Raw genomic sequence first — 21,195 nt, 5'->3', positions numbered from 1 at the left:
CGCTCGGTTGGTCTGAATGGTTCCGCTCACGTCCGGCCGCGCCCGCCGGCGAAGCGCGAGGCCATCTTGCGGACCAGCGCCCTGGGGAGCAGCTTCGTCGCGCCGACGATGCCCTTGTACTGGGAGCCGGGGATCGACAGGACCCGGCCGCGGCGCAGGTCGCGCAGCGCCTCGTGGACCAGGCGGTCGGCGTCGACGTACAGCCAGCCCGGCGTCTTCGACATGTCGATGTTCGCGCGCTTGTGGAACTCGGTGCGCACGAAACCGGGGCACAGGGCCAGGACGCGGACGCCCGAGCCGGCCACGGCGAGCGACATGCCCTCGGAGAACGCGATGACCCACGCCTTGTCGGCGCTGTAGCTCGTGCCGCGGCCGGGCAGGAAGCCGGCGACGCTGGCCACGTTGATGACGTCGCCCTTGCCACGCGCGACCATCGGCGGGACGGCGGCCCTGCTCAGGCGCAGGACGGTGGCGACGTTGACGTCCAGCTGGGACTGGAGCTTCTCCACGTCGGTCTGGAAGAGCTCGCCGCTGGTGGCGAAGCCCGCGTTGTTCACGAGGAGGTCCACAGCGGACTCGGAGAGTCGGGCCTCGACCTCGAGGCGGTCAGCGCGGTCGCTCAGGTCGGCGGGCAGGGTGTCGACGTGCACGCCGTGGCGGTCGTGCAGCTGCTTCGCGAGCTCGTCCAAAGCGGACGCCGTCCGTGCGACGAGGACGAGGTCGTAGCCCTCGGCCGCGAGCCTGCGCGCGAAGGCGGCCCCGATCCCGACGGTTGCTCCGGTCACCAGTGCGGTTGGCATGGCTCCGCACGCTAGTCGGAAAACCGCCGAGGCCGAAGCACGCGGTTCCACGCAGAGTGAGGTATGACGTGAGTCACACCCGACTCAGCTACGTCTGCTTTCGCCCGAACGTCGGCCGGTAGACCTCTCCGCCCTCGTCCTCGGCGTCCGCGACGGGCTCGTCCCGCGCCGGGTCCGCGTCGAACGGGTCGATCACGTCCGCGAGCTCGCCGACGTCGCGCAGCAGCCGCTCCAGGCGCGCGGGCGACGAGTTCGGCGGCGCGGAGGCCAGCACCCAGTCGTTCTCCAGCCAGACGACCGTGACGTCGCCACCGATCTCCTCGGCCGCGTCGATCAGGTCCGGCGTGATGAGCTTGCGCGCCGCGGGCACGTCCGTCACGAACGCGTAGCGCGACCCGACCGGTCCGAGCAGGTCCGGCATCTTGTCCCGCTGGAACGGCACAGTCGACAGCCACAGCTCGATGACCACGGACAACGCGCGGCGGCACCGCACGCCGACCAGCACCGAGTTGACCTTGCCGCCGGTCTCGTGGTCGAGCACGTAGACCTGGCGCCGCCCGTCCGCGGTGAAGGTCGAACCGGCGACCACGTCACGGGCGAGCCCGGTGCCGTAGTAGGCGATCGCGCCCGCTTCCCAGCGTGTCGGCAGCACGTGGTCTGTCTCTTCGAACTGCCAGCCGCGCAGGGCAGCCCAACGGCGCCGTTCACGATTACGCGCGGTTCGTTGCGCCCGGTCGGTCGCGAGCAGGGCGAACCCCGCCACGCCCGCCACCGCGGCGACGGTGAACCAGACCCACGCCGGTATGCCACCCACAGCTGAAGCGTAGTGGGTCGGCAGCCGAGAACGAAGATCACTTCCGCGCGTCGTGGGCCGGGGGCCGTGTTTCCACGTCGGCGGGGGTCCCGCGACCGGTCACCGGGGCACGACGACGACCTGGTCCGCGTCCTCGTAGACGACGCGGCCGGGGTCGTCGGACTCCACCCTGCGCCACCGCACGCCGTGGGCGTCGAGGATGTCCAGGTAGCCGGCCACGCGCTCGACCAGGTGCGTCGCCTCGACCTTGAACCACGCGGCGGCACCGGGGTTGAGCTCGCGGTCGTACACGGCCGGGTCGACCGTCGACGGGTCGGTGTAGGCGGCGTTGAACCAGTCACCGTTCACGCGGCAGTACGACTCCTGCTCCGCGGTCAGCCGACCGGCCCTGCGCAGGCCGTTCACCAGCCCGAAGACACCCGGCCAGGTGCCGCGGGCGGTCGGCTCGACCCCTTCGAACCGCACGAAGCGAAGATCCCCCATGGCGGTCAACCTATCGACCGCGGGGGATCAGGCGGGCTGGAACGGCGTCGCGGGTGTGGGTTGGCCACACCCGCGACGACACCTCAGCCCAGCTCGGTGGGACTAGACGCCGCGGCCCACGATCAGGCCGGACTGGTCGTCCACCACGTCGACCTTCACCGCGTCACCGTCACGCACCTCGCCGGCCAGCAGCTCCTTGGCCAGCTGGTCGCCGATCGCCGACTGCACCAGCCTGCGCAGCGGCCGGGCGCCGTACACCGGGTCGAACCCGTTGAGCGCCAGCCAGTCGCGTGCGGCCGTCGTGACCTCCAGCGTCAGCCTGCGCGCGGCGAGGCGCTCGGCCAAGCGGGCGATCTGGATGTCCACGATGGACGTCAGCTCCTCGGTGGCGAGGGCGTGGAACACCACCACGTCGTCGAGCCGGTTCAGGAACTCCGGCTTGAAGTGGCGCTGCACCACCGCCAGCACGGCGTCCTTGCGCTCGACCTCGGTGAGCGACGGGTTCGCGATGGCCTGCGAGCCCAGGTTCGAGGTGAGCACCAGGATCGTGTTGCGGAAGTCCACGGTGCGGCCCTGGCCGTCGGTCAGGCGGCCGTCGTCGAGGACCTGCAGCAGCACGTCGAAGACGTCCGGGTGGGCCTTCTCGACCTCGTCGAGCAGCACGACCGAGTACGGGCGGCGGCGGACCGACTCGGTGAGCTGCCCGCCCTGGTCGTAGCCGACGTAGCCGGGAGGGGCACCGACCAGGCGGGCCACCGAGTGCTTCTCGGAGTACTCGCTCATGTCGATGCGGATCATCGCCCGCTCGTCGTCGAACAGGAACGACGCCAGCGCCTTCGCGAGCTCGGTCTTGCCGACACCGGTGGGGCCGAGGAACAGGAACGAGCCGGTCGGGCGGTCCGGGTCGGCGACGCCGGCACGGGTGCGGCGCACGGCGTCCGAGACGACGCGCACGGCCTCGGCCTGGCCGACGACGCGGCGGGTGAGCTCGTCCTCCATCCGCAGCAGCTTCGCGGTCTCGCCCTCCAGCAGCCGGCCGGCGGGGATGCCGGTCCACGCGGACACGACGTCGGCGACGTCGTCCGAACCGACCTCCTCCTTGAGCATGGCGGACTCCTGGGTGGACGCCTCCGCGGCGACCGCCAGCTCCTTCTCCAGCGCCGGGATCCGGCCGTAGCGCAGCTCGGCGGCCCGGCCGAGGTCGCCGTCGCGCTCGGCGCGCTCCGACTCGCCGCGCAGCGACTCCAGCTGCTCCTTCAGGGTGCGGACCTTGTCGATCGAGCCCTTCTCGTTCTGCCAGCGGGCGGTCAGCGCGGACAGCTCCTCGCGCTTCTCGGCCAGCTCGGCGCGCAGGGCGGAGAGCCGTTCCAGCGACGCCGGGTCGGACTCCTTGGCCAGCGCCATCTCCTCGATCTCGAGACGGCGGACCGAGCGCTCGACGGTGTCGATCTCGACCGGGCGCGAGTCGATCTCCATGCGCAGCCGGGACGCGGCCTCGTCGACGAGGTCGATGGCCTTGTCCGGCAGGAAGCGCGCGGTGATGTACCGGTCGGACAGCGTGGCCGCGGCGACGAGGGCGGCGTCGGTGATGCGCACGCCGTGGTGCACCTCGTAGCGCTCCTTGAGGCCGCGCAGGATGCCGACGGTGTCCTCGACCGAGGGCTCGCCGACCAGCACCTGCTGGAAGCGGCGCTCCAGTGCGGCGTCCTTCTCGATGTGCTCGCGGTACTCGTCGAGCGTCGTGGCACCGACCATGCGCAGCTCGCCGCGCGCCAGCATCGGCTTGATCATGTTGCCGGCGTCCATGGCGGACTCACCGGTCGCGCCGGCGCCGACGATCGTGTGCAGCTCGTCGATGAACGTGATGACCTGGCCGGCCGAGTCGGTGATCTCCTTGAGGACGGCCTTGAGCCGCTCCTCGAACTCACCGCGGTACTTGGCGCCCGCGACCATCGAGCCGAGGTCCAGTGACACGACCCGCTTGCCGCGCAACGACTCCGGCACGTCGCCGGCCACCACGCGCTGGGCCAGGCCCTCGACGATGGCGGTCTTGCCGACGCCGGGCTCGCCGATCAGCACCGGGTTGTTCTTGGTGCGCCGGGACAGCACCTGCACGACGCGGCGGATCTCGGAGTCGCGGCCGATCACCGGGTCGAGCTCGCCCTTGCGGGCACGTTCGGTGAGGTCGACGCCGTACTTCTCCAGCGCCTTGTAGGTGCCCTCGGGGTCGGCCGAGGTGACCCGCGCCGAGCCGCGCACCTTCGTGAAGGCCTCGGTCAGCGCCTCGGGCGTCGCGCCGTTGCGCCGCAGCAGGTCGGCCACCTGGCCACCGTGCTGCGCCAAGCCCACGAGCAGGTGCTCGGTGGACACGTACTCGTCGCCCATCTCGGTGGCGAGCTCCTGCGCCCGGCTGAGCACCCGCACGGCGTCGCGCGAGAACTGCGGGGCGGACACGCTCGCACCGGAGGCGCTGGGCAGCGCGCGGGAGAGCTGCTCCAGCTCCTTGCGCACCAGCGTCGGGTCGGCGCCCACCGCGGAGAGCAACGGCGCGGTCAACCCGTCCGCCTGCGCCAGCAGGGCACCGAGCAGGTGCACGGGTCCCACGTCGGGGTTCCCGTTGAGGGTCGCTGCCTGCACGGCCGCGGACACGGCCTGCTGGGTCTTGGTCGTCGGGTTGAAAGCGTCCATTCCTCCACCTCGTGGTCAGCCTGCGGCACGGACCATCATCCCGCACAACGTCAGAAAAGTTGAGCCTGTTCCGCTCAACTACGAGAACGTGACGGAGGTCGCGAAAATCCCACGTCGGTGGAGCGGGGATGGGCGAAGATCAGCGCCATGACCTCAATCATCCACAACGTCACCGTCGACGCGCGCGACTCCTACGAGATCGCGTCGTGGTGGAGCAAGGTGCTCGGGCTGCCGCTGCACCCCGACGACAACCCCGGCGACGACGAGTGCCTGATCGAACTGCCGAACGGCATCCGCTACCTGTTCGTCGCCGTTCCCGAGGACAAGGCGGTCAAGAACCGGGTGCACATCTGCCTGCAGCCGGCCGACCTCTCCCGTGACGAGGAGGTCGACCGGCTGCTGGGGATCGGTGCGACGGTCTACGACGATCAGCGCAGGGCGGACGGCACCGGCTGGGTCACGATGCGCGATCCCGAGGGCAACGAGTTCTGCGTGGAACGCAGCGCAGCCGAACGTGCCGCGACCTCATGATCGCCGTCACTCGTTCGGATCAACCGCTTGTCCACACCAGGGGTTGAGTTGTCCACAATCCGCTGGTCAGTATCCACAGGTGAGGCAAGTTCGGTGGCGACCGTCTGTGCGCCAGAACCCGTTGAGGTGATCTCCGCCGTCACGTCCACGGAGTCCCGCAGCGGCTGTTCCTTGATCAGCAGCACCGCGATGACGGTGAAGACCGCGAGCCCGGCGGCGATCAGGAACAGCTCGCCCATCGCGTCGCCGTAGGAGTTGCGCACGGCCGGGGAGAGGGAGCCGCGGTCGAGCGACGTGGTGCTCACGTGGGCGGCCAGCACCGCACCGAGCACCGAGACGCCGGCCGTGCCTCCCAGCGACCGCAGGAACGTCGCCGTGGAGCTCGCCGCGCCCAGGTCGGCCATGCCCACGCCGTTCTGCACGGCCAGCACCAGGTTCTGCATGGTCAGCCCGACGCCCACGCCGACCAGCAGCAGGTAGGCGCCCATCAGCGTGAGGTTGGTGCCGTGGTCGATCGTGCCGAGCAGCGCCAGCCCGATGACCAGCGAGAACGCACCCCAGACCAGGTAGCTCTTCCACCGGCCGCTCTTCGCGATCAGCTGGCCGCTGACGGTCGAGGAGATGCTCAGCCCGAGCACCAGCGGCACCGTGAGCAGACCCGCCTTCGTGGGCGAGAACCCGCGCGCGATCTGGAAGTACTGCCCCATGAACACCGAGGCGCCGAACATCGCCGTGCCGACCGCGATGCCACCCAGCATCGCCAGCACGACCGTGCGGTTGCGGAACAGGTGCAGCGGGATGACCGGCGCAGAGGCCCTGCGCTCGACGAAGTAGGCGGCGGTCAGCGCGAGCACCACACCGCCGACGTACAGGGCGCTCTCACCGGAGAACCAGGCGAAGTCCTTGCCGGCGAACGACACCCACATCAGCACCAGGCTCACCCCGCCGGTGATCAGCGTGGCGCCCAGGTAGTCGATCTTCACGTGCTGCTTCTGCACGGGCAGGTGCAGCGTCTTGTGCAGCACGGCGAGGGCCACGAGGGCCAGCGGCACGCACACGAAGAAGCACCAGCGCCAGCCGGGCCAGTCGACGAGGAACCCGCCCACCAGCGGTCCGCCGACGGTGCCCGCCGAGATCACCATGCCGGTGTAGCCGCTGTAACGGCCGCGTTCACGCGGGCTGAGCAGCGCGCCGACCACGACCTGGCCGAGCGCCTGCACACCGCCCATGCCCAGGCCCTGCACGACCCGGAACGCGATGAGCTGCTCCATGTTCTGGCTCAGGCCCGACAGCACGCTGCCGATGACGAACAGCACGATGCCCGCCTGCAGCAGCTTCTTCTTGTCGAAGAGGTCCGCGAGCTTGCCCCACAGCGGCGTGCTGGCCGTGGAGGCCAGCAGCATCGCCGTGATGACCCAGGTGTACTGGGTCTGGGTGCCCTTGAGCTCGGCCAGGATCGTCGGGAGAGCGTTCGAGACGATGGTGGAGCTGAGGATCGCGACGAGCAGCGCCACCCAGATGCCGGACAGCGCTTCGAGGATCTCCCGATGCGACGAGGGCCGGTTCAAGCACACCTCCAGTAGTTAGTTGATGCCATACAACTATATCGGGAAATAGTTAGCTAGAACAACTTTCCCACGGTCTCTTGCGTCACTCCGCCAGGAGTGGAGGGCACGCGGGGCCCCCGCGTGCCCCCAGAGGGAACGCGGGGTCCCCGCGTGCCCTCCCAGGGGGTTACGAAAGCTCCCCGCGTGCACTCCCGAGGGTTACGAAAGCTCCCCGCGTGCCCTCTGGGGGTACGAAAGGTCCCCGCGTGCACTCCCGGGGGTACGAAAGGTCCCCGCGTGCCCTCCAGGGGTACGAAAGGTCCCCGCGTGCACTTACGGCGGGGGTTAGAGGGAGGTGAGCAGGTCCTCGACCTCGGTGGCGATGCGTGCGAGTGCGGGTTCGTCAGCGACGGCGGTGGTGGCCCGGTCGATCCAGTCGGCGATCTGCGGCATGTGGGACGGGCGGAGGCCGCGGGTGGTGATGGCGGGGGTGCCGAGCCGGATGCCGGACGGGTCGAACGGCGTGCGGGAGTCGTACGGCACCGCGTTGTAGTTCAGCTCGATGCCCGCCCGGTCCAGTGCCCGCGCGGCGGGCTTGCCGCCGATGCCCCTGGACGTCAGGTCGATCAGGATCAGGTGGTTGTCGGTGCCACCGGAGACCAGGTCGAAGCCCCGCTCCAGCAACGCGGCCGCGAGCGCCCGCGCGTTGGCCACGACGGTGTGCGCGTACTCGCGGAACGCCGGCTGCGCCGCCTCGTGCAGGGCCACGGCGATGGCGGCGGTCGTGTGGTTGTGCGGGCCACCCTGCAGGCCGGGGAAGACAGCGCGGTCGACGGCCCTGGCGTGCTCGGCGTCGCTGAGGATCATGGCGCCACGCGGGCCGCGGAGCGTCTTGTGCGTGGTCGTGGTGATCACCGGGGCGTGGCCGACCGGGGACGGGTGGGCGCCGCCCGCGACGAGACCCGCGATGTGCGCGATGTCGGCGACCAGGACGGCGTCGACCTCGGCGGCGATGGCGGCGAACGCCGGGAAGTCGATCGTGCGCGGGATGGCCGTGCCACCGCAGAAGATCACCTTCGGGCGTTCGGCGAGCGCGAGGCAGCGGACCTGGTCCAGGTCGACGACGCCGGTGTCCTTGCGCACGTCGTACTGCACCGCGTGGAACCACCTGCCGGTCGCGGACACGTTCCAGCCGTGGGTCAGGTGGCCGCCCATCGGCAGCGACATGCCCATCACCGTGTCGCCCGGCGACAGGAACGCGAGGTACACCGCGAGGTTCGCGGGCGCGCCGGACAGCGGCTGGACGTTGGCGTGGTCCACGCCGAACAGGGCCTTCGCGCGGTCGATCGCGAGCTGTTCGACCTGGTCGACGACCTGCTGGCCCTCGTAGTACCGCTTGCCGGGGTACCCCTCGGAGTACTTGTTCGTCAGCACCGAGCCCGTTGCCTCAAGCACGGCGGCGGACACGTCGTTCTCCGACGCGATCATGCGCAGCCTGCGGGACTGGCGGGCGGACTCGGCCTCGATCAGTGCGGCGATCTCGGGATCGACCTGGGAGAGCACGGCTCAGCTCCACACCGGTGCACCCAGGCGTTCGGTGCGCTCGGCAGTCGCTTCCCGGTGGTCGGTTCCACCCTCGGCACGCCAGTCGCTTTCGACGTGCCGAGCCTAGTCCAGCGTGAACGGGTCGTACTTGATCCGGTCGAGCGGAGTTCCCGCGACCAGCATGCGGGACACCGTCGACCTGATCATCGCCGGGCTGCCGCAGACCAGGACGTCGCGTTCCTCCCACGCGCCGTAGCGGGTGACCACGTCGGCCAGGGTGCCCTGCTCGACACCGCGGACGCCGGGGTCCGACTCCAGCACCGGCACGACCGTGAGCCACGGGTTCGTGGTCGCGATGCGCTGCAGGTTGTCCAGGTCGTAGAGGTCCTCGCGGGTGCGGCCGCCGTAGAACAGGTGCACGCGCGGGTTGTCGCCCCACTGCGCCATCTCGTCGATGATCGCGTGCATCGGCGCGACGCCCGTGCCACCGGCCACCATCAGGATGTCCGACCCGGACGTGCGGTCGACCGAGAGGCGTCCCATCGGCGGTCCGATGCGCCACGTGTCGCCGGCCTGTGTGTGGCCGACCACCGAGCGCGACACCCAGCCGCCGTCGACGGACCGGATGTGGAACTCGATGATGCCGTCCTCGCGCGGCGCGTTCGCCGGCGTGTAGTAGCGCCACAGCCGCTTGCGCTGCGGCGTCTCGACGGACACGTACTGCCCGGCGCGGTAGTTGACCGGGTGGTCGGGCTGCAGCCGCACGACCGCCAGGTCCCACGACACGCGCTGGTGCTCCAGCACCGTCGCGTGCCAGTACGCGGGCCCGTTGTCGGCGTCGGCCGCCTCCTGCATCGCGCGGGCCATCAGCGTGTACGCCTCGGCCCAGGCCATCTCGACCTTCGGCGTCCAGGCGGCACCGGCGAACTTCTTCACCGCCGACAGCAGTGCCGTGCCGACCGCCTCGTAGTGGACGTTGATGACACCGAACTTGCGGTGGTCGCGGCCCAGCTGGCGGAGGAAGGGGATCAGGTCGTCCGGGCGGTCGACCATCTGCACCACGTGCACCAGGGCGCGCAGCAGACGGCTCCGCTGCACCTCCATGTTGGCGGGGAACATCTCGCGTGTGGCGGGCGAGAGCGAGAAGAGCATCCCGTAGAAGAACTTCGCCACTTCTTCGGAATGCGGCTCCACCACCGCGAAGCTCTCCCGGATCATCCGCACCATCGCGGTGACGCCAGGCGGGGGTTCACGGTGTGGCGGGGTAGGGATGGGGCTCAGCACAGCGTTCGCAGTCATGGTCCGCGCGCAGTCTCCACGTTCTTCGTCCTGGCACCGGTGAGGCGCCGTGCTCGTCAAACATCCGTCCCCCGACGGGGTGGACACTAACCTCTGTTCTGGCCTTCCGACTCCTTGATGCCACCTTCGAGCGAAGCATGACTACGGTACGCAACTGCTTGTTACCGCAACAGTGTGAATCTGAGGGTCCCTCCGTACCGAGTTGCGCGCTTGCGTGCAACGGTGTGGCGCGTGTCCTTGCCTGAATTGACTGGAACCACCTCACCCAACCGTGTCGAACATCCCGGCTCCCGCGGCGAGCACTTCCTCCAATGTGCCCTGGAGACCTCCGATCGCGCCACACGCTTCTACTCGGACCAGGTACTGGACCACCTCAACCCCGCGATGGCCGAGTTCGTCGGCCGGATGGAGATGGCGTTCATCTCGACCTCCGACGCCGACGGCGAATGCGACTCGACGCTGCGCGCCGGACCCGCGGGCTTCATCCGGGTGGTCGACCCGAGGACCGTCGCGTACCCCGAGTACCGCGGCAACGGCGTCATGGCCTCGCTCGGCAACATCATGGAGAACCCGCACGTCGGCATGCTGATGGTGGACTTCACCGAGGACCTGATCGGCCTGCACGTCAACGGCAGGGCCCGCATCGCGCCGCGCGAGGAGTTCCCCACCGAGGACCGCAAGGTGGAGCGCTGGGTCGTCGTGCAGGTGCAGGAGGCCTACGTCCACTGCCGCAAGCACATCCCCCGCATGGTGCCGGTGGACCGCATCCGCGACTGGGGCACCGACGACGCGAAGCGCAAGGGCGGCGACTACTTCGGGGTGAAGGCCGACAAGGGGTCTGGCGAGGAGTCGTGAGCGGCTAGCCGAGGTCGGCAGCCGCGGTCCGCACCTCGGCGACCGACCGCCGGACGACGTCGGACCAGTCCCCGGTGGTCGCCACCCACGTGCCGTACGCGCGTTCGAAGGCGAGCACGCCGAGCTCGGCGGCCACCGCTGCCGCCAGCTCGGCGACGCCGCGGCGTTCGAGCGCGTCCTTCATGGCCACGCCGAAACCGACCATCTTCAGCGCCGACCGCTCGCGCAGTTCGAGGTGGTCCTCGATCACCGCCTGCCGCTGCGGGCCGTGCGCCCGGTGCTCGTCGGTGAACCAGGTGCCGACCGCGACCAGCGCCGCCTCGACCGCGGCCAGCGGTTCCGCCTGCTCCGGCGCGCAGGCGATGCCGGTGGTGAGCACCTCGGCGAGCTGGTCCTGACCGCCGAAGAGCACCTCGCGCTTGTCCCGGAAGTGCCGGAAGAACGTGCTCTTGGTGAGCCCGGCGCGTTCGGCGATCTGCGCGACCGCGGTGTTGTCGTACCCCTGCTCGCCGAACAGGTCGAGTGCGGCGCGCACCAACCGCTCCCGCGCGTCCGGCTCCCATCGACCCATGCCCCCATCCTAAGTGATGCGACTAAGTCCCATCACTCTGCTACGGTTGATGAGACCAAGTCCCATCACCTTGAGGAAGTGCAATGAAGGTTTTCGTCACGGGCGCCAGCGGTCACGTCGGTTCGGCGCTGGTCCCGGAGCTGCTGGGAGCCGGGCACGAGGTCGTCGGCCTGGCCCGGTCCGACCTGTCCGCCGCCAGGCTGGAGGCCTGGGGCGCCCGGGTCCGGCGCGGTGACCTCGACGACCTGGACGGGCTGCGCAAGGCCGCGGCCGAGGCGGACGCGGTGGTCCACCTGGCGTTCAAGCACGAGGAGATGTTCGCCGGCGACTACGCGGGTGCCGCCGGAGCCGACCTGGCGGTGGTCAGGGCGTTCCTCGACGAGCTGGCAGGCACGGACAAGCCGCTCGTGGGCACCAGCGGCACGCTGTCCTACTCCGACCTGGGCCGCACCGCGACGGAGGAGGACCGGGTCACCGACACCGACAGCCGCGGTGCCGCGCGGAACGCGATCATCGACGCGGCCGGCGTGCGCGGTTCGGTGGTCGTGCTGCCGCCCACCGTGCACAGCCCGCTCGACACGGCCGGGTTCATCCCGATCCTGGTCAGGACCGCGCGGGAGAAGGGCGTGTCCGGCTACCCCGGCGACGGCACGAACCGCTGGTCCGCGGCGCACACCCTGGACGCGGCGCGGCTGTACCGGCTGGCGGTGGAGAAGGCACCCGCCGGCTCCGTGCTGCACGCGGTGGCCGAGGAGGCCGTGCCGATGCGCACCATCGCCGAGGCGATCGGGCGCAAGCTCGGCCTGCCGGTCGAGAGCATTCCCGCGGAACGAGCGCAGGAGCACTTCGGGCCGTTGGCGTTCATGGTGACGCGGGACGCACCGACGTCCAGCGCGCGCACGAGGACGCTGCTGGGGTGGGAACCGCAGGAACCCGGCCTCCTGGCGGACCTGGAGACCGGGTTCTACTTCGAGCGGTGAGCTACTTGCGCGGCTTGGGCTTCCACACCACGAGCGCCGTCTCCTGCCGCACCGGGACCAGGTCCCTGCGGTAGGAGGCGTGCACCGCGGCCGCCGCGGAGTCGGCGGCGGCCAGTGCCTGGGCCAGCTCCTGGGACAGCTCGGTCACGCGGGCGCGCAGGGCGTCGACCTGGTGCTCCAGGTCGATGATGCGCTTGATGCCGGCGAGGTTCACGCCCTCCTCCTGGGAGAGGCGCTGGACCTCGCGCAGCAGCACGATGTCGCGCATCGAGTAGCGGCGGCCGCCGCCGGAGGTGCGGCCCGGCGACACGAGGCCCATCCGGTCGTAGGACCGCAGGGTCTGCGCGTGCAGGCCGGAGAGCTGTGCTGCCACCGAGATGACGAAGAACGGCGTGTCCTCGTCAGTCCCCGGCGGGAACGGAAAACTCACCGGAACTCACCGCCCTTCCAGCAGCGCGTTCAGCTCACCTCGCGGGTCGTGCTCCTTGGTCACGTCCGCGTAGCCCTCCAGGGCCGTGCGCGCCTCGGAGGACAGGTTGTTCGGGACGGCGACCTCCAGCGTGATCAGCAGATCGCCCTGGCTGCCGTCCTTGCGGGTGATGCCCTTGCCGCGCGCCCTCAGCACGCGCCCGGAAGCGGTGCCGGCCGGCACCTTCAAGGTCACCTTGCCGTCCAGCGTCGGCACGGTCAACGTCGTGCCCAGCGCCAGCTCGGGGAACGTCATCGGCGCGGTCAGCGTCAGGTCGTTGCCCTGGCGGCCGAACACGCTGTGCGGGTTGACGTGCACGCGGACGAACAGGTCGCCCGACGGGCCGCCGTTGCGCCCCGGTTCGCCCTGTCCCGCCAGGCGGATCCGCTGGCCGTCGTCGACCCCCGAGGGAATCCGGACGGTCAGCGTGCGGGTGCGGGTGCTGACGCCGTCGCCACCGCACTCGACGCACGGGTCGTCGATGATCCGGCCGGTGCCGCGGCAGTCGCGGCACGGCTCGCTGAACGCGAACGCGCCCTGCGACCGCGTGACCAGGCCGGAACCCGAGCAGGTCGCGCAGGTGTGCGGCGTCGTGCCCGGCTTGGCGCCCGAGCCGCCGCAGGTCGTGCACGCGGCCGGTGAGGACAGCCGCAGTGGCACCTGCGCGCCCCTCACCGCCTCGGTGAAGTCGAGCCGGACGTCGGTCTCGACGTCCTCGCCGCGACGGGGACGCGTGGCCGAGGCCGCACCGCCGCCACCGCGCCGGTTGAACAGGCCGCCGAGCAGGTCGCCCAGGCCACCGCCACCGCCACCGGTGCCCTGCGCCGCCCGGCCGAACAGGTCGTTGACGTCGAAGCCGCCGGCACCGCCGAAGCCGCCGGGGAAGCCCCCTCCGCCCGCGAACAGGCGACGAGCCTCGTCGTACTGCTTGCGCTTCGCCGCGTCGGACAGCACCCCGTAGGCCTCGGAGACGGCCTTGAAGCGGGCCTCCGCCTTGGCGTCACCGGGGTTGGCGTCGGGGTGCAGCTCACGGGCGAGCTTGCGGTACGACTTCTTGATCTCGTCCGCCGAGGCGTCGGAGGAGACGCCCAGTTCGCGGTAGAAGTCCTTCTCGATCCAGTCCCTAGCACTCACCGGACGTCTCCCTCCCTTCAGCTCTCTTCAGCGGGTGCTGCCGGCTCGTGGTCCGTCACGGCGACGAGCGCCGGGCGGACGAGCTTCTCGCCGAACCGGTAGCCGCGCCGCAGCACGGCGGTGACGGTCGGGCCCTCGACGTCCGGGGACGTGCTGTGCTGCACGGCCTCGTGCACCGACGGGTCGAACGCCTCGCCCTCGTGCGCGAACGGCTCCAGACCGGTCTTCTGCAGCGTGGACACGAGCTTGTCCGCCACCGCCTTGAACGCGCCGGTCAGGTCGCCGTGAGCGGCGGCCCGTTCGACGTCGTCCAGCAGCGGCAGGAGCTCGGCGGCCACGGACGCCTTCGCGTTGTTGATCACCGCTTCCCGGTCGCGTTCCACCCGCTTGCGGTAGTTCGCGTACTCGGCGGTGAGCCGCTGCAGGTCCGCGGTGCGCTCGTCGAGCTGGGCCTTCAGCTCGACGGCGGCGTCGTCCACGAACTCGGCGGCGACCACGGTCTCGTCGGTCTCCTGAGCTGCGCCCTCCTCCGCCGGAGCGGCCGGCGCGCGGACCTCGCCCGTTTCGGGGTCGATCCGGCGCCGGTCGTTCACGACGAGGGGAGGCTGCTGCTCGTCAGGAGCTGCGTGCCTCGGCTCGGTCACTTCTTCTCGTCCTCGTCCACGATCTCGGCGTCGACGACGTCGTCGTCCTTGTCGGACTTGGCCTGGCCGGCACCGGCCGCACCGGCGCCCGCACCGGGGGCCTCGGCACCCGCCGCGCCCGGTGCGTTGGCGTAGATCGCCTGGCCGATGGCCTGCGACTCGGTCGCGAGCTTCTCCACCGCGGCCTTGATGGCGTTGATGTCGGTGCCCTTGAGCGCCTCGTTCGCCTCGGCGACGGCGGCGTTGACCTTGTCCTTGATCTCCGCCGGGAGCTTGTCGTCGTTCTCCTTGACGACCTTCTCCGTCTGGTAGACCAGCGTCTCGGCCTGGTTGCGGACCTCGACCTCCTCGCGGCGGCGCTTGTCCTCCTCCGCGTGGGCCTCCGCGTCCTTGACCATGCGGTCGATGTCGTCCTTCGGCAGCGCGGAGCCACCGGTGATCGTCATCGACTGCTCCTTGCCGGTGCCCAGGTCCTTCGCCGACACGTGGACGATGCCGTTCGCGTCGATGTCGAAGGTGACCTCGATCTGCGGCACGCCGCGCGGGGCCGGGGGCAGACCGGTCAGCTCGAACATGCCGAGCTTCTTGTTCTGCGACGCGATCTCGCGCTCGCCCTGGAAGACCTGGATCTGCACGGACGGCTGGTTGTCGTCCGCCGTCGTGAAGGTCTCGGACCGCTTGGTCGGGATCGTGGTGTTGCGCTCGATCAGCTTGGTCATGATGCCGCCCTTGGTCTCGATGCCGAGGGACAGCGGGGTGACGTCGAGCAGCAGGACGTCCTTGACCTCGCCCTTGAGGACACCGGCCTGCAGGGCGGCGCCGACGGCGACGACCTCGTCCGGGTTCACGCCCTTGTTGGGCTCACGGCCGCCGGTCAGCTCCTTGACGAGCTCCGCGACGGCGGGCATGCGGGTCGAGCCGCCGACGAGCACGACGTGGTCGATGTCGCCGACGGAGACGCCGGCGTCCTTGATCACGTTGTTGAACGGCGCGCGGGTGCGCTCGAGCAGGTCGGACGTGATGCGCTGGAACTCGGCGCGCGACAGCGTCTCGTCGAGGAACAGCGGGTTCTTGTCCGCGTCCACCGTGATGTAGGGCAGGTTGATGGACGCCTGCGCCGAGCTGGACAGCTCGATCTTGGCCTTCTCAGCGGCCTCGCGAATCCGCTGCAGGGCCATCTTGTCCTTGGTCAGGTCGATGCCGTTGGCCTGCTTGAAGCGCTCGACCAGCCAGTCGACGACGCGCTGGTCCCAGTCGTCGCCACCGAGGTGGTTGTCACCGGAGGTCGCGCGGACCTCGACGACGCCGTCGCCGAGCTCGAGCAGCGAGACGTCGAACGTGCCGCCACCGAGGTCGAAGACCAGGATGGTCTGCTCCTTCTCGCCCTTGTCGAGGCCGTACGCCAGAGCGGCGGAGGTCGGCTCGTTGACGATGCGGAGCACGTTGAGACCCGCGATCTGGCCGGCCTCCTTGGTGGCCTGCCGCTGCGCGTCCTCGAAGTAGGCCGGGACGGTGATGACCGCGTCGGTGATCTCCTCGCCCAGGTACGCCTCGGCGTCGCGCTTGAGCTTCATGAGCACGCGCGCGCTGATCTCCTGCGAGGTGTACTTCTTGCCGTCGACCTCGTCGGTCTTCCAGTCGGTGCCGATGTGGCGCTTGACCGAGCGGATGGTGCGGTCGACGTTGGTGACGGCCTGGTTCTTCGCGGGCTGACCCACGAGGACCTCGCCGTTCTTGGCGAAAGCGACGATGGACGGGGTCGTCCTCGAGCCCTCCGAGTTGGCGATGACCGTCGGCTCACCGCCCTCGAGAACGGCGACGACGGAGTTGGTCGTCCCCAAGTCGATGCCGACTGCACGCGCCATTGGAGTTCCTTCCGCTAGTACTTGTTGAGCGTTGCTGGCTCAAGTTTGCCACCTTGCCCAACCTTGAGCCTACCCGACTCAAGCTTTCTGACTGGCACAACGGCCGGGAAGCTCCCGTTGTTCCCTCAGAACGCCACGAGGGCCACCCCTTGTGGAGTGGCCCTCGACACAGTCCCCCTCGGACGGACTCAGATGGCGAGCACCCGGACCTCGCCGGAACCGGTGGTGAGGTTGAGCTCGAGCGGTGCGTCCGGTGCGGTCGCGACCTGGATGTCGCGGTCACCGCTGCCCGACACCCCGGTGATCCGGTACGGACCGCCCGGCACCCGGACGTCCACGTCACCGGAGCCGGAGTTGACCCGCACCGACCGCGGCTCGGCCATGATCAGCTCGACCCGTCCCGAGCTGGCGTCGGCGATCACCTCGCCGCTCAGGGACGAGCCGTCGATGTCACCGGACCTCGTGACGGCGAGCAGCTTGCCCTTCACCGTGTTCAGCTCGATGTGCCCGGACCCGAGGTCCGCGGTCACGGTGCCGCCGACCCTGGTGGCCCGGAAGTTGCCGGACCCGGTGTTCACCTTGACGTCCCCCGAGATGTCCAGGGTGGTGATGTCACCGGAGCCGGTCGCGTACTCGACCGACGCGAGACCCTCGACGACCGCGTCGCCCGAGCCCACGTCGCCGACGACCCTGATGCCGGCGGCGGGCACGAGCACCTCGTAGTTGGCCTCGCAGTTGTCGCCGCAGGTGTCCAGCACCAGCGTGTCGCCCTCGACCCGGTGCGTGGTGCCCCCCGGCTTGTTGTTCTTGGCGTGCTCCACCCTGCGGTGGACCTTCGTCCCGGTCAGGCCCTCCTGGTACCTGATCGTCACGTCACCCGACCCGTTGCGCGCACGCACCGACGTGAACGTTTCCGCGACGACGTAGTCATCGGAGAACTCGTACTTCACGATGCGGATGCCACAGCCCGTCAGCGCCGTGAGCACCGTCCCCGCCACCAACGCCACCAGCGCTGCCCTCATCATGGGCACAAAAGTAGAGGCGGCCGGGGTCGGGCCACACGGCAGTCAGCCCCCGGAGGCGGGGTGGGGTTCTCCCTACCCCGTGCCTAGACCAGGTCTTCGAGCACAGCGCGCAGGGCCGGTGCGGTCCGCGCCGGGTCGTTGAGGAACCGCGACGACGCCAGCACGTGCGCGGGCGCGATCCGCTCCCAGAGCAGGCCCTCGACCGGCACCTCGGCGATGTGCAGCTCCACGCTCTGCGCCCACCGCCCGATCCGCGACTCGATGCCGCGCAGCACGTCGCCGATCGGCAGCGCGGCCGGGCTCTGCACCCGGTGCAGCTCCTGGATGCCGGACTTGAGCGCGAGCACCGCCGTCCGGCTGGCCGGCCGGGTCAGCAACGCCTCCGCGTCCTCGGGCACGGCCGGTTCGGCACCGCGGGTGCACGCGTCCAGCGCGTCGGCCCACCAGCCGGGCCACTCGGCGGTCACGGCGGCGCGGTCGACCCCGGCCGGCACGTGCACCGGCAGCGACGGTTCCAGTCCCGGCACGTGCGGTTCGACGTCCACCGACAACGCCAGGCCGTCGCGCACGTAGAGCGCGGTCAGCAGCCCGAGGCTCACCCCGTGGCTGATGCCGGACACCTCTCGCGCGAACCTCATGCCGCTCATTCTCCCCGTGCGGCGGGCGTGGGATCGTCGCGACCGCGGATCAAGAAGGACACGATTGGCTCCAGCTCGTCCACGTCCGGGGCGACGTCGGCGATCAGCCCCTGGATGAGCAGGCCGTCGATCGCGGCGAGGAACGCGCGGAACGCCACGGGGTCCGCGGGCGCGGCCACCTCGGCGGCCAGGTCGAGCCAGCGGCGCGCGGCGGGCTTGAGCTCCGGTCGCCGCCCTGCCAGCAGGTACAGCTCGTACTCGGCGAGCGTGCGCGCCCGGTGCTCGTCGACCGCCCTGGCCAGGCTGCGCGCGATCTCCCGCGGGGTGCCGACGGCGATGATCTTCAGGACCTCGTCGCACATCGCCTCGGCCGACCACAGCAGCGTGGCGGTCAGCAGGTCGTCGAGCGTCGCGAAGTAGTAGGTCGGCGCCGTGGTCGGCACGCCGGCCTCGCGGGCCACGCTGCGGTGCGTCACCCCGGCGACGCCCTCGCGTTCGATGACCCGCAACGTGGCTTCGACGATGGCGCGCCGCTTCTTCTCGCCGCGCGCCTTGCGCCCGTCGACTGCCGTCGCGCTCAGTGCGTCCTCCCGAGCTCCAGGGTCACCACGCCCCCGATGATCAGGGCCAGCCCGACGACCATCGTGGGGTTGAGCGCCTCGCCGAGGAACCGCCAGCCGATGAGCGCCACGGCGGCGACACCGATCGCGGACCACACGGCGTAGGCGACGCCCACGGGCATACCCAACTTCAACGCGCGCGAGAGCGCTGTGAAGGCGATCGTGTAGCCGGCGACGACGATCACCGAAGGCCACAGTTTGGTGAATCCCTCGGAGACCTTCAGGGAGACGGTGGCGGCGATCTCCGCGACGATCGCCGCGGCCAGGTACAGGTACAACACGGCGACCTCCGGATGCCTCGCAGAACTATCTGAACAAGTGTTCCACAAGTTTTCGATCACATTCCGGGTACTTGACCGGTACGTGACGAGACACCGGCCACGTCCAAGTGGTTACTCAACGGTAACCTGGCCTAGACTCCCGCCATGACCCTCCAGCTGGTTCTCGGACTCGTCGCCGTAGTGGTGAGCGTCGTCGCCTGGGGCGTGTTCGTCGCCGGCGTCTGGAAGATGATCAAGATCATCCGGCTCGGCCAGCCGGACGGCACCCGCACGGGACCGTTCTGGCCGCGCCTGAAGACGATGGTCGTCGAGTTCGTCGCGCACACCAGGATGGCGAAGTTCCGCTCGGTCGCCCCGTGGCACTGGATGGTGATGTGGGGCTTCCTCATCGGCTCCGCGGTGCTGTTCGAGGCCTACGGCGAGGTGTTCGACCCGCACTTCCACTGGCCGGTCATCGGCACGTGGTCGATCTGGCTGCTGCTCGTCGAGCTGCTCGGCCTCGGCACCGTCGTCGGTGGTGTGGCCCTCGCGGTCATCCGCCAGCGCAACCACCCGCGCCGCGCCGACCGCATCTCGCGCTTCGCGGGCTCCAGCTTCAGGTCGGCGTACTTCGTCGAGGCCGTCGTCATCGTCGAGGGCCTCGGCATCCTGCTCGTGAAGGCGTTCAAGCAGTCGAGCGGCCTCGAGTCCGCGCCGCTGTGGACGTCGTTCGTGACGCAGCCGCTCGCGCAGATCCTGCCGGCCGCCCCGATCTGGGTGTCGGTGATGGCGCTGGTCAAGCTGCTCAGCGGCATGCTCTGGCTGGTCGTGGTCGGCCGGAACCTGACGATGGGCATCGCCTGGCACCGGTTCTCGGCCTTCTTCAACATCTACTTCAAGCGCGAGGACGACGGTGGCGTCGCGCTGGGCGCGCTGAAGCCGATGATGTCCGGCGGCAAGGTCCTGGACCTCGAAGAGGCCGACCCGGACAAGGACGTGTTCGGCGTCGGCAAGGTCGAGGACTTCAGCTGGAAGGGCTGGCTCGACTTCTCCACCTGCACCGAGTGCGGTCGCTGCCAGTCGCAGTGCCCCGCCTGGAACACCGGCAAGCCGTTGTCCCCGAAGATGGTCATCACGCAGCTGCGCGACCACGCGTTCGCCAAGGCGCCGTACCTGCTCGCCGGTGGCTCGCGCGACATGGCCGGTGACGAGGTCGGCCTCACCAAGGACAAGTACGAGGACTACAAGAAGCGCCTCGAGTCGATCGACGTGTTGGCGATGGCCGAGTCGGAGCGCCCGCTGGTCGGCGGCCCCGGCGAGCTGGGCGTGATCGACCCCGAGGTGCTGTGGTCGTGCACGACCTGCGGCGCGTGCGTCGAGCAGTGCCCGGTCGACATCGAGCACGTCGACCACATCGTCGACATGCGCCGCTACCAGGTGCTGATCGAGTCGAACTTCCCGACCGAGCTCGGCGGGATGTTCAAGAACCTGGAGAACAAGGGCAACCCGTGGGGCCAGAACGCCAAGGACCGGCTGAGCTGGACCGAGGGCCTCGAGTTCGAGGTGCCGGTGTTCGACGGCGAGCTGGGCGACGCGGAGTACCTGTTCTGGGTCGGCTGCGCCGGTGCGTTCGAGGACCGCGCGAAGAAGACCACCCGCGCCGTGGCCGAGCTGCTGCACACCGCGGGCGTCAAGTACGCGGTGCTCGGCCCGGAGGAGACCTGCACCGGTGACCCGGCCCGCCGCGCCGGCAACGAGTTCCTGTTCCAGATGCTGGCGCAGCAGAACGTCGAGGTGCTGAACGCGGTGTTCGAGGACCGCCCGGCAGGCCAGCGCAAGATCGTCGTGACGTGCGCGCACTGCTTCAACACGCTGGCCAACGAGTACCCGCAGGTCGGCGGCACGTACGAGGTCGTGCACCACACGCAGCTGCTGAACAAGCTGGTGCGCGAACGCCGCTTGGTGCCGGTCGCGCCGGTCACCGAGGACGTGACCTACCACGACCCGTGCTACCTGGGCCGCCACAACAAGGTCTACGAGGCCCCGCGCGAGCTCATCGGCGCGTCCGGCGCGAAGCTGCGCGAGATGCCGCGCCACGAGGAGCGCTCCATGTGCTGCGGTGCCGGTGGCGCCCGCATGTGGATGGAGGAGCGGATCGGCAAGCGCATCAACATCGATCGCGTCGACGAGGCGCTGGGCACCGCGCCGTCGAAGATCGCGACCGGCTGCCCGTTCTGCCGCGTGATGCTGACCGACGGCGTGACCGCGCGGCAGTCCGACGGCCAGGCCGGTGCGCACGTCGAGGTCGTGGACGTGGCGCAGATGCTGCTGGCGTCGGTGAAGCGCAGCACGGAGAAGGCCGACACGCCGACCGACGAGGTCCCGACCGGCACGCCGCTGCCGAACGAGGACAAGGCGAAGGCCTGA

Annotated in this window: 20 protein-coding genes and 1 riboswitch; of the genes, 4 read left to right on the top strand and 16 right to left on the bottom strand. The window is 70.1% G+C overall.

Annotated features, from left to right (window positions below; genetic code table 11):
- Positions 1-26 precede the first annotated feature (26 nt).
- From ACVDFE_RS06990 to clpB, 4 genes are all read right to left on the bottom strand, one after another.
- On the bottom strand, positions 27-800 hold the full coding sequence (locus ACVDFE_RS06990; protein WP_458429933.1) for an SDR family NAD(P)-dependent oxidoreductase: 774 nt from the start codon (positions 798-800) through the stop codon (positions 27-29).
- Positions 801-888: 88 nt separating this feature from the next.
- Positions 889-1,605, bottom strand: coding sequence for a type III secretion system chaperone family protein (locus ACVDFE_RS06985; RefSeq protein WP_360394832.1), 717 nt, complete (start codon positions 1,603-1,605; stop codon positions 889-891).
- 108 nt (positions 1,606-1,713) lie between these two features.
- Entirely contained in the window at positions 1,714-2,097 is a 384-nt protein-coding gene (locus tag ACVDFE_RS06980) for a hypothetical protein (RefSeq protein ID WP_360394189.1), read from the bottom strand.
- A gap of 102 nt (positions 2,098-2,199) precedes the next feature.
- Positions 2,200-4,785, bottom strand: a complete 2,586-nt coding sequence (gene clpB / locus ACVDFE_RS06975; protein ID WP_458429932.1) for an ATP-dependent chaperone ClpB — start codon at positions 4,783-4,785, stop codon at positions 2,200-2,202.
- Between the two features lie 147 nt (positions 4,786-4,932).
- Between clpB and ACVDFE_RS06970 the strand changes: the two genes are divergently transcribed.
- Entirely contained in the window at positions 4,933-5,316 is a 384-nt protein-coding gene (locus tag ACVDFE_RS06970) for a VOC family protein (protein WP_360394183.1), read from the top strand.
- Here ACVDFE_RS06970 and ACVDFE_RS06965 read toward each other — a convergent pair.
- The 3 genes from ACVDFE_RS06965 to ACVDFE_RS06955 form a co-directional block, all read right to left on the bottom strand.
- The gene (locus ACVDFE_RS06965) at positions 5,214-6,884 is read right to left on the bottom strand and encodes an MDR family MFS transporter (RefSeq protein ID WP_458429931.1); all 1,671 of its coding nucleotides are present in this window, start codon (positions 6,882-6,884) and stop codon (positions 5,214-5,216) included. The two genes, ACVDFE_RS06970 and ACVDFE_RS06965, sit on opposite strands and share 103 nt — an antisense overlap.
- Positions 6,885-7,208: 324 nt before the next feature.
- Complete coding sequence (locus tag ACVDFE_RS06960; protein ID WP_458429930.1) at positions 7,209-8,426, bottom strand: serine hydroxymethyltransferase; 1,218 nt, start codon at positions 8,424-8,426, stop codon at positions 7,209-7,211.
- Positions 8,427-8,440: 14 nt separating this feature from the next.
- Positions 8,441-8,525: riboswitch (ZMP/ZTP riboswitch) on the bottom strand.
- A 6-nt stretch (positions 8,526-8,531) separates the two neighbouring features.
- A complete protein-coding gene (locus tag ACVDFE_RS06955; protein WP_360394178.1) occupies positions 8,532-9,635 on the bottom strand; it encodes an FAD-binding oxidoreductase in 1,104 nt (367 codons plus the stop codon).
- 456 nt (positions 9,636-10,091) lie between these two features.
- On the opposite strand from ACVDFE_RS06955, the gene ACVDFE_RS06950 reads away from it, so the two are divergent.
- Positions 10,092-10,562 (top strand): pyridoxamine 5'-phosphate oxidase family protein, encoded by a 471-nt coding sequence (locus ACVDFE_RS06950; RefSeq protein ID WP_458429929.1) that lies wholly within the window; start codon positions 10,092-10,094, stop codon positions 10,560-10,562.
- 4 nt (positions 10,563-10,566) lie between these two features.
- Here the strand turns inward: ACVDFE_RS06950 and ACVDFE_RS06945 are convergent, their stop codons facing one another.
- The gene (locus ACVDFE_RS06945; RefSeq protein WP_458429928.1) at positions 10,567-11,133 is read right to left on the bottom strand and encodes a TetR/AcrR family transcriptional regulator; all 567 of its coding nucleotides are present in this window, start codon (positions 11,131-11,133) and stop codon (positions 10,567-10,569) included.
- Positions 11,134-11,216: 83 nt separating this feature from the next.
- Between ACVDFE_RS06945 and ACVDFE_RS06940 the strand changes: the two genes are divergently transcribed.
- Positions 11,217-12,113 (top strand): SDR family oxidoreductase, encoded by an 897-nt coding sequence (locus ACVDFE_RS06940; protein ID WP_458429926.1) that lies wholly within the window; start codon positions 11,217-11,219, stop codon positions 12,111-12,113.
- 1 nt (position 12,114) lies between these two features.
- Here ACVDFE_RS06940 and ACVDFE_RS06935 read toward each other — a convergent pair whose 3' ends face one another.
- The 8 genes from ACVDFE_RS06935 to ACVDFE_RS06900 form a co-directional block, all read right to left on the bottom strand.
- Positions 12,115-12,543 carry a heat shock protein transcriptional repressor HspR gene (locus ACVDFE_RS06935; protein WP_360394166.1) on the bottom strand — a complete coding sequence of 143 codons (429 nt, stop codon included), beginning with the start codon at positions 12,541-12,543 and terminating at the stop codon, positions 12,115-12,117.
- A 6-nt stretch (positions 12,544-12,549) separates the two neighbouring features.
- On the bottom strand, positions 12,550-13,716 hold the full coding sequence (gene dnaJ, locus ACVDFE_RS06930; protein WP_360394164.1) for a molecular chaperone DnaJ: 1,167 nt from the start codon (positions 13,714-13,716) through the stop codon (positions 12,550-12,552).
- A 17-nt stretch (positions 13,717-13,733) separates the two neighbouring features.
- Positions 13,734-14,360: a nucleotide exchange factor GrpE gene (gene grpE / locus ACVDFE_RS06925; protein WP_360394161.1), complete on the bottom strand. Its 627-nt coding sequence runs from the start codon at positions 14,358-14,360 to the stop codon at positions 13,734-13,736.
- Complete coding sequence (gene dnaK, locus ACVDFE_RS06920; protein ID WP_360394159.1) at positions 14,357-16,225, bottom strand: molecular chaperone DnaK; 1,869 nt, start codon at positions 16,223-16,225, stop codon at positions 14,357-14,359. Before dnaK ends, grpE begins: the two co-directional genes overlap by 4 nt.
- A 188-nt stretch (positions 16,226-16,413) precedes the next feature.
- Entirely contained in the window at positions 16,414-17,250 is an 837-nt protein-coding gene (locus ACVDFE_RS06915; protein WP_458429923.1) for a DUF4097 family beta strand repeat-containing protein, read from the bottom strand.
- An 83-nt stretch (positions 17,251-17,333) separates the two neighbouring features.
- A complete protein-coding gene (locus ACVDFE_RS06910; protein ID WP_360394153.1) occupies positions 17,334-17,888 on the bottom strand; it encodes a hypothetical protein in 555 nt (184 codons plus the stop codon).
- Between the two features lie 5 nt (positions 17,889-17,893).
- On the bottom strand, positions 17,894-18,469 hold the full coding sequence (locus tag ACVDFE_RS06905) for a TetR/AcrR family transcriptional regulator (protein WP_360394826.1): 576 nt from the start codon (positions 18,467-18,469) through the stop codon (positions 17,894-17,896).
- Complete coding sequence (locus ACVDFE_RS06900) at positions 18,466-18,789, bottom strand: DMT family transporter (RefSeq protein WP_458429921.1); 324 nt, start codon at positions 18,787-18,789, stop codon at positions 18,466-18,468. The genes ACVDFE_RS06905 and ACVDFE_RS06900 overlap by 4 nt, the downstream gene beginning before the upstream one ends.
- A gap of 144 nt (positions 18,790-18,933) precedes the next feature.
- Between ACVDFE_RS06900 and ACVDFE_RS06895 the strand changes: the two genes are divergently transcribed.
- A complete protein-coding gene (locus ACVDFE_RS06895; protein ID WP_458429919.1) occupies positions 18,934-21,195 on the top strand; it encodes a (Fe-S)-binding protein in 2,262 nt (753 codons plus the stop codon).

It is taken from the genome of Lentzea chajnantorensis (genome assembly GCF_054300775.1).
This window is presented reverse-complemented; position numbering and strand designations above follow the sequence as displayed.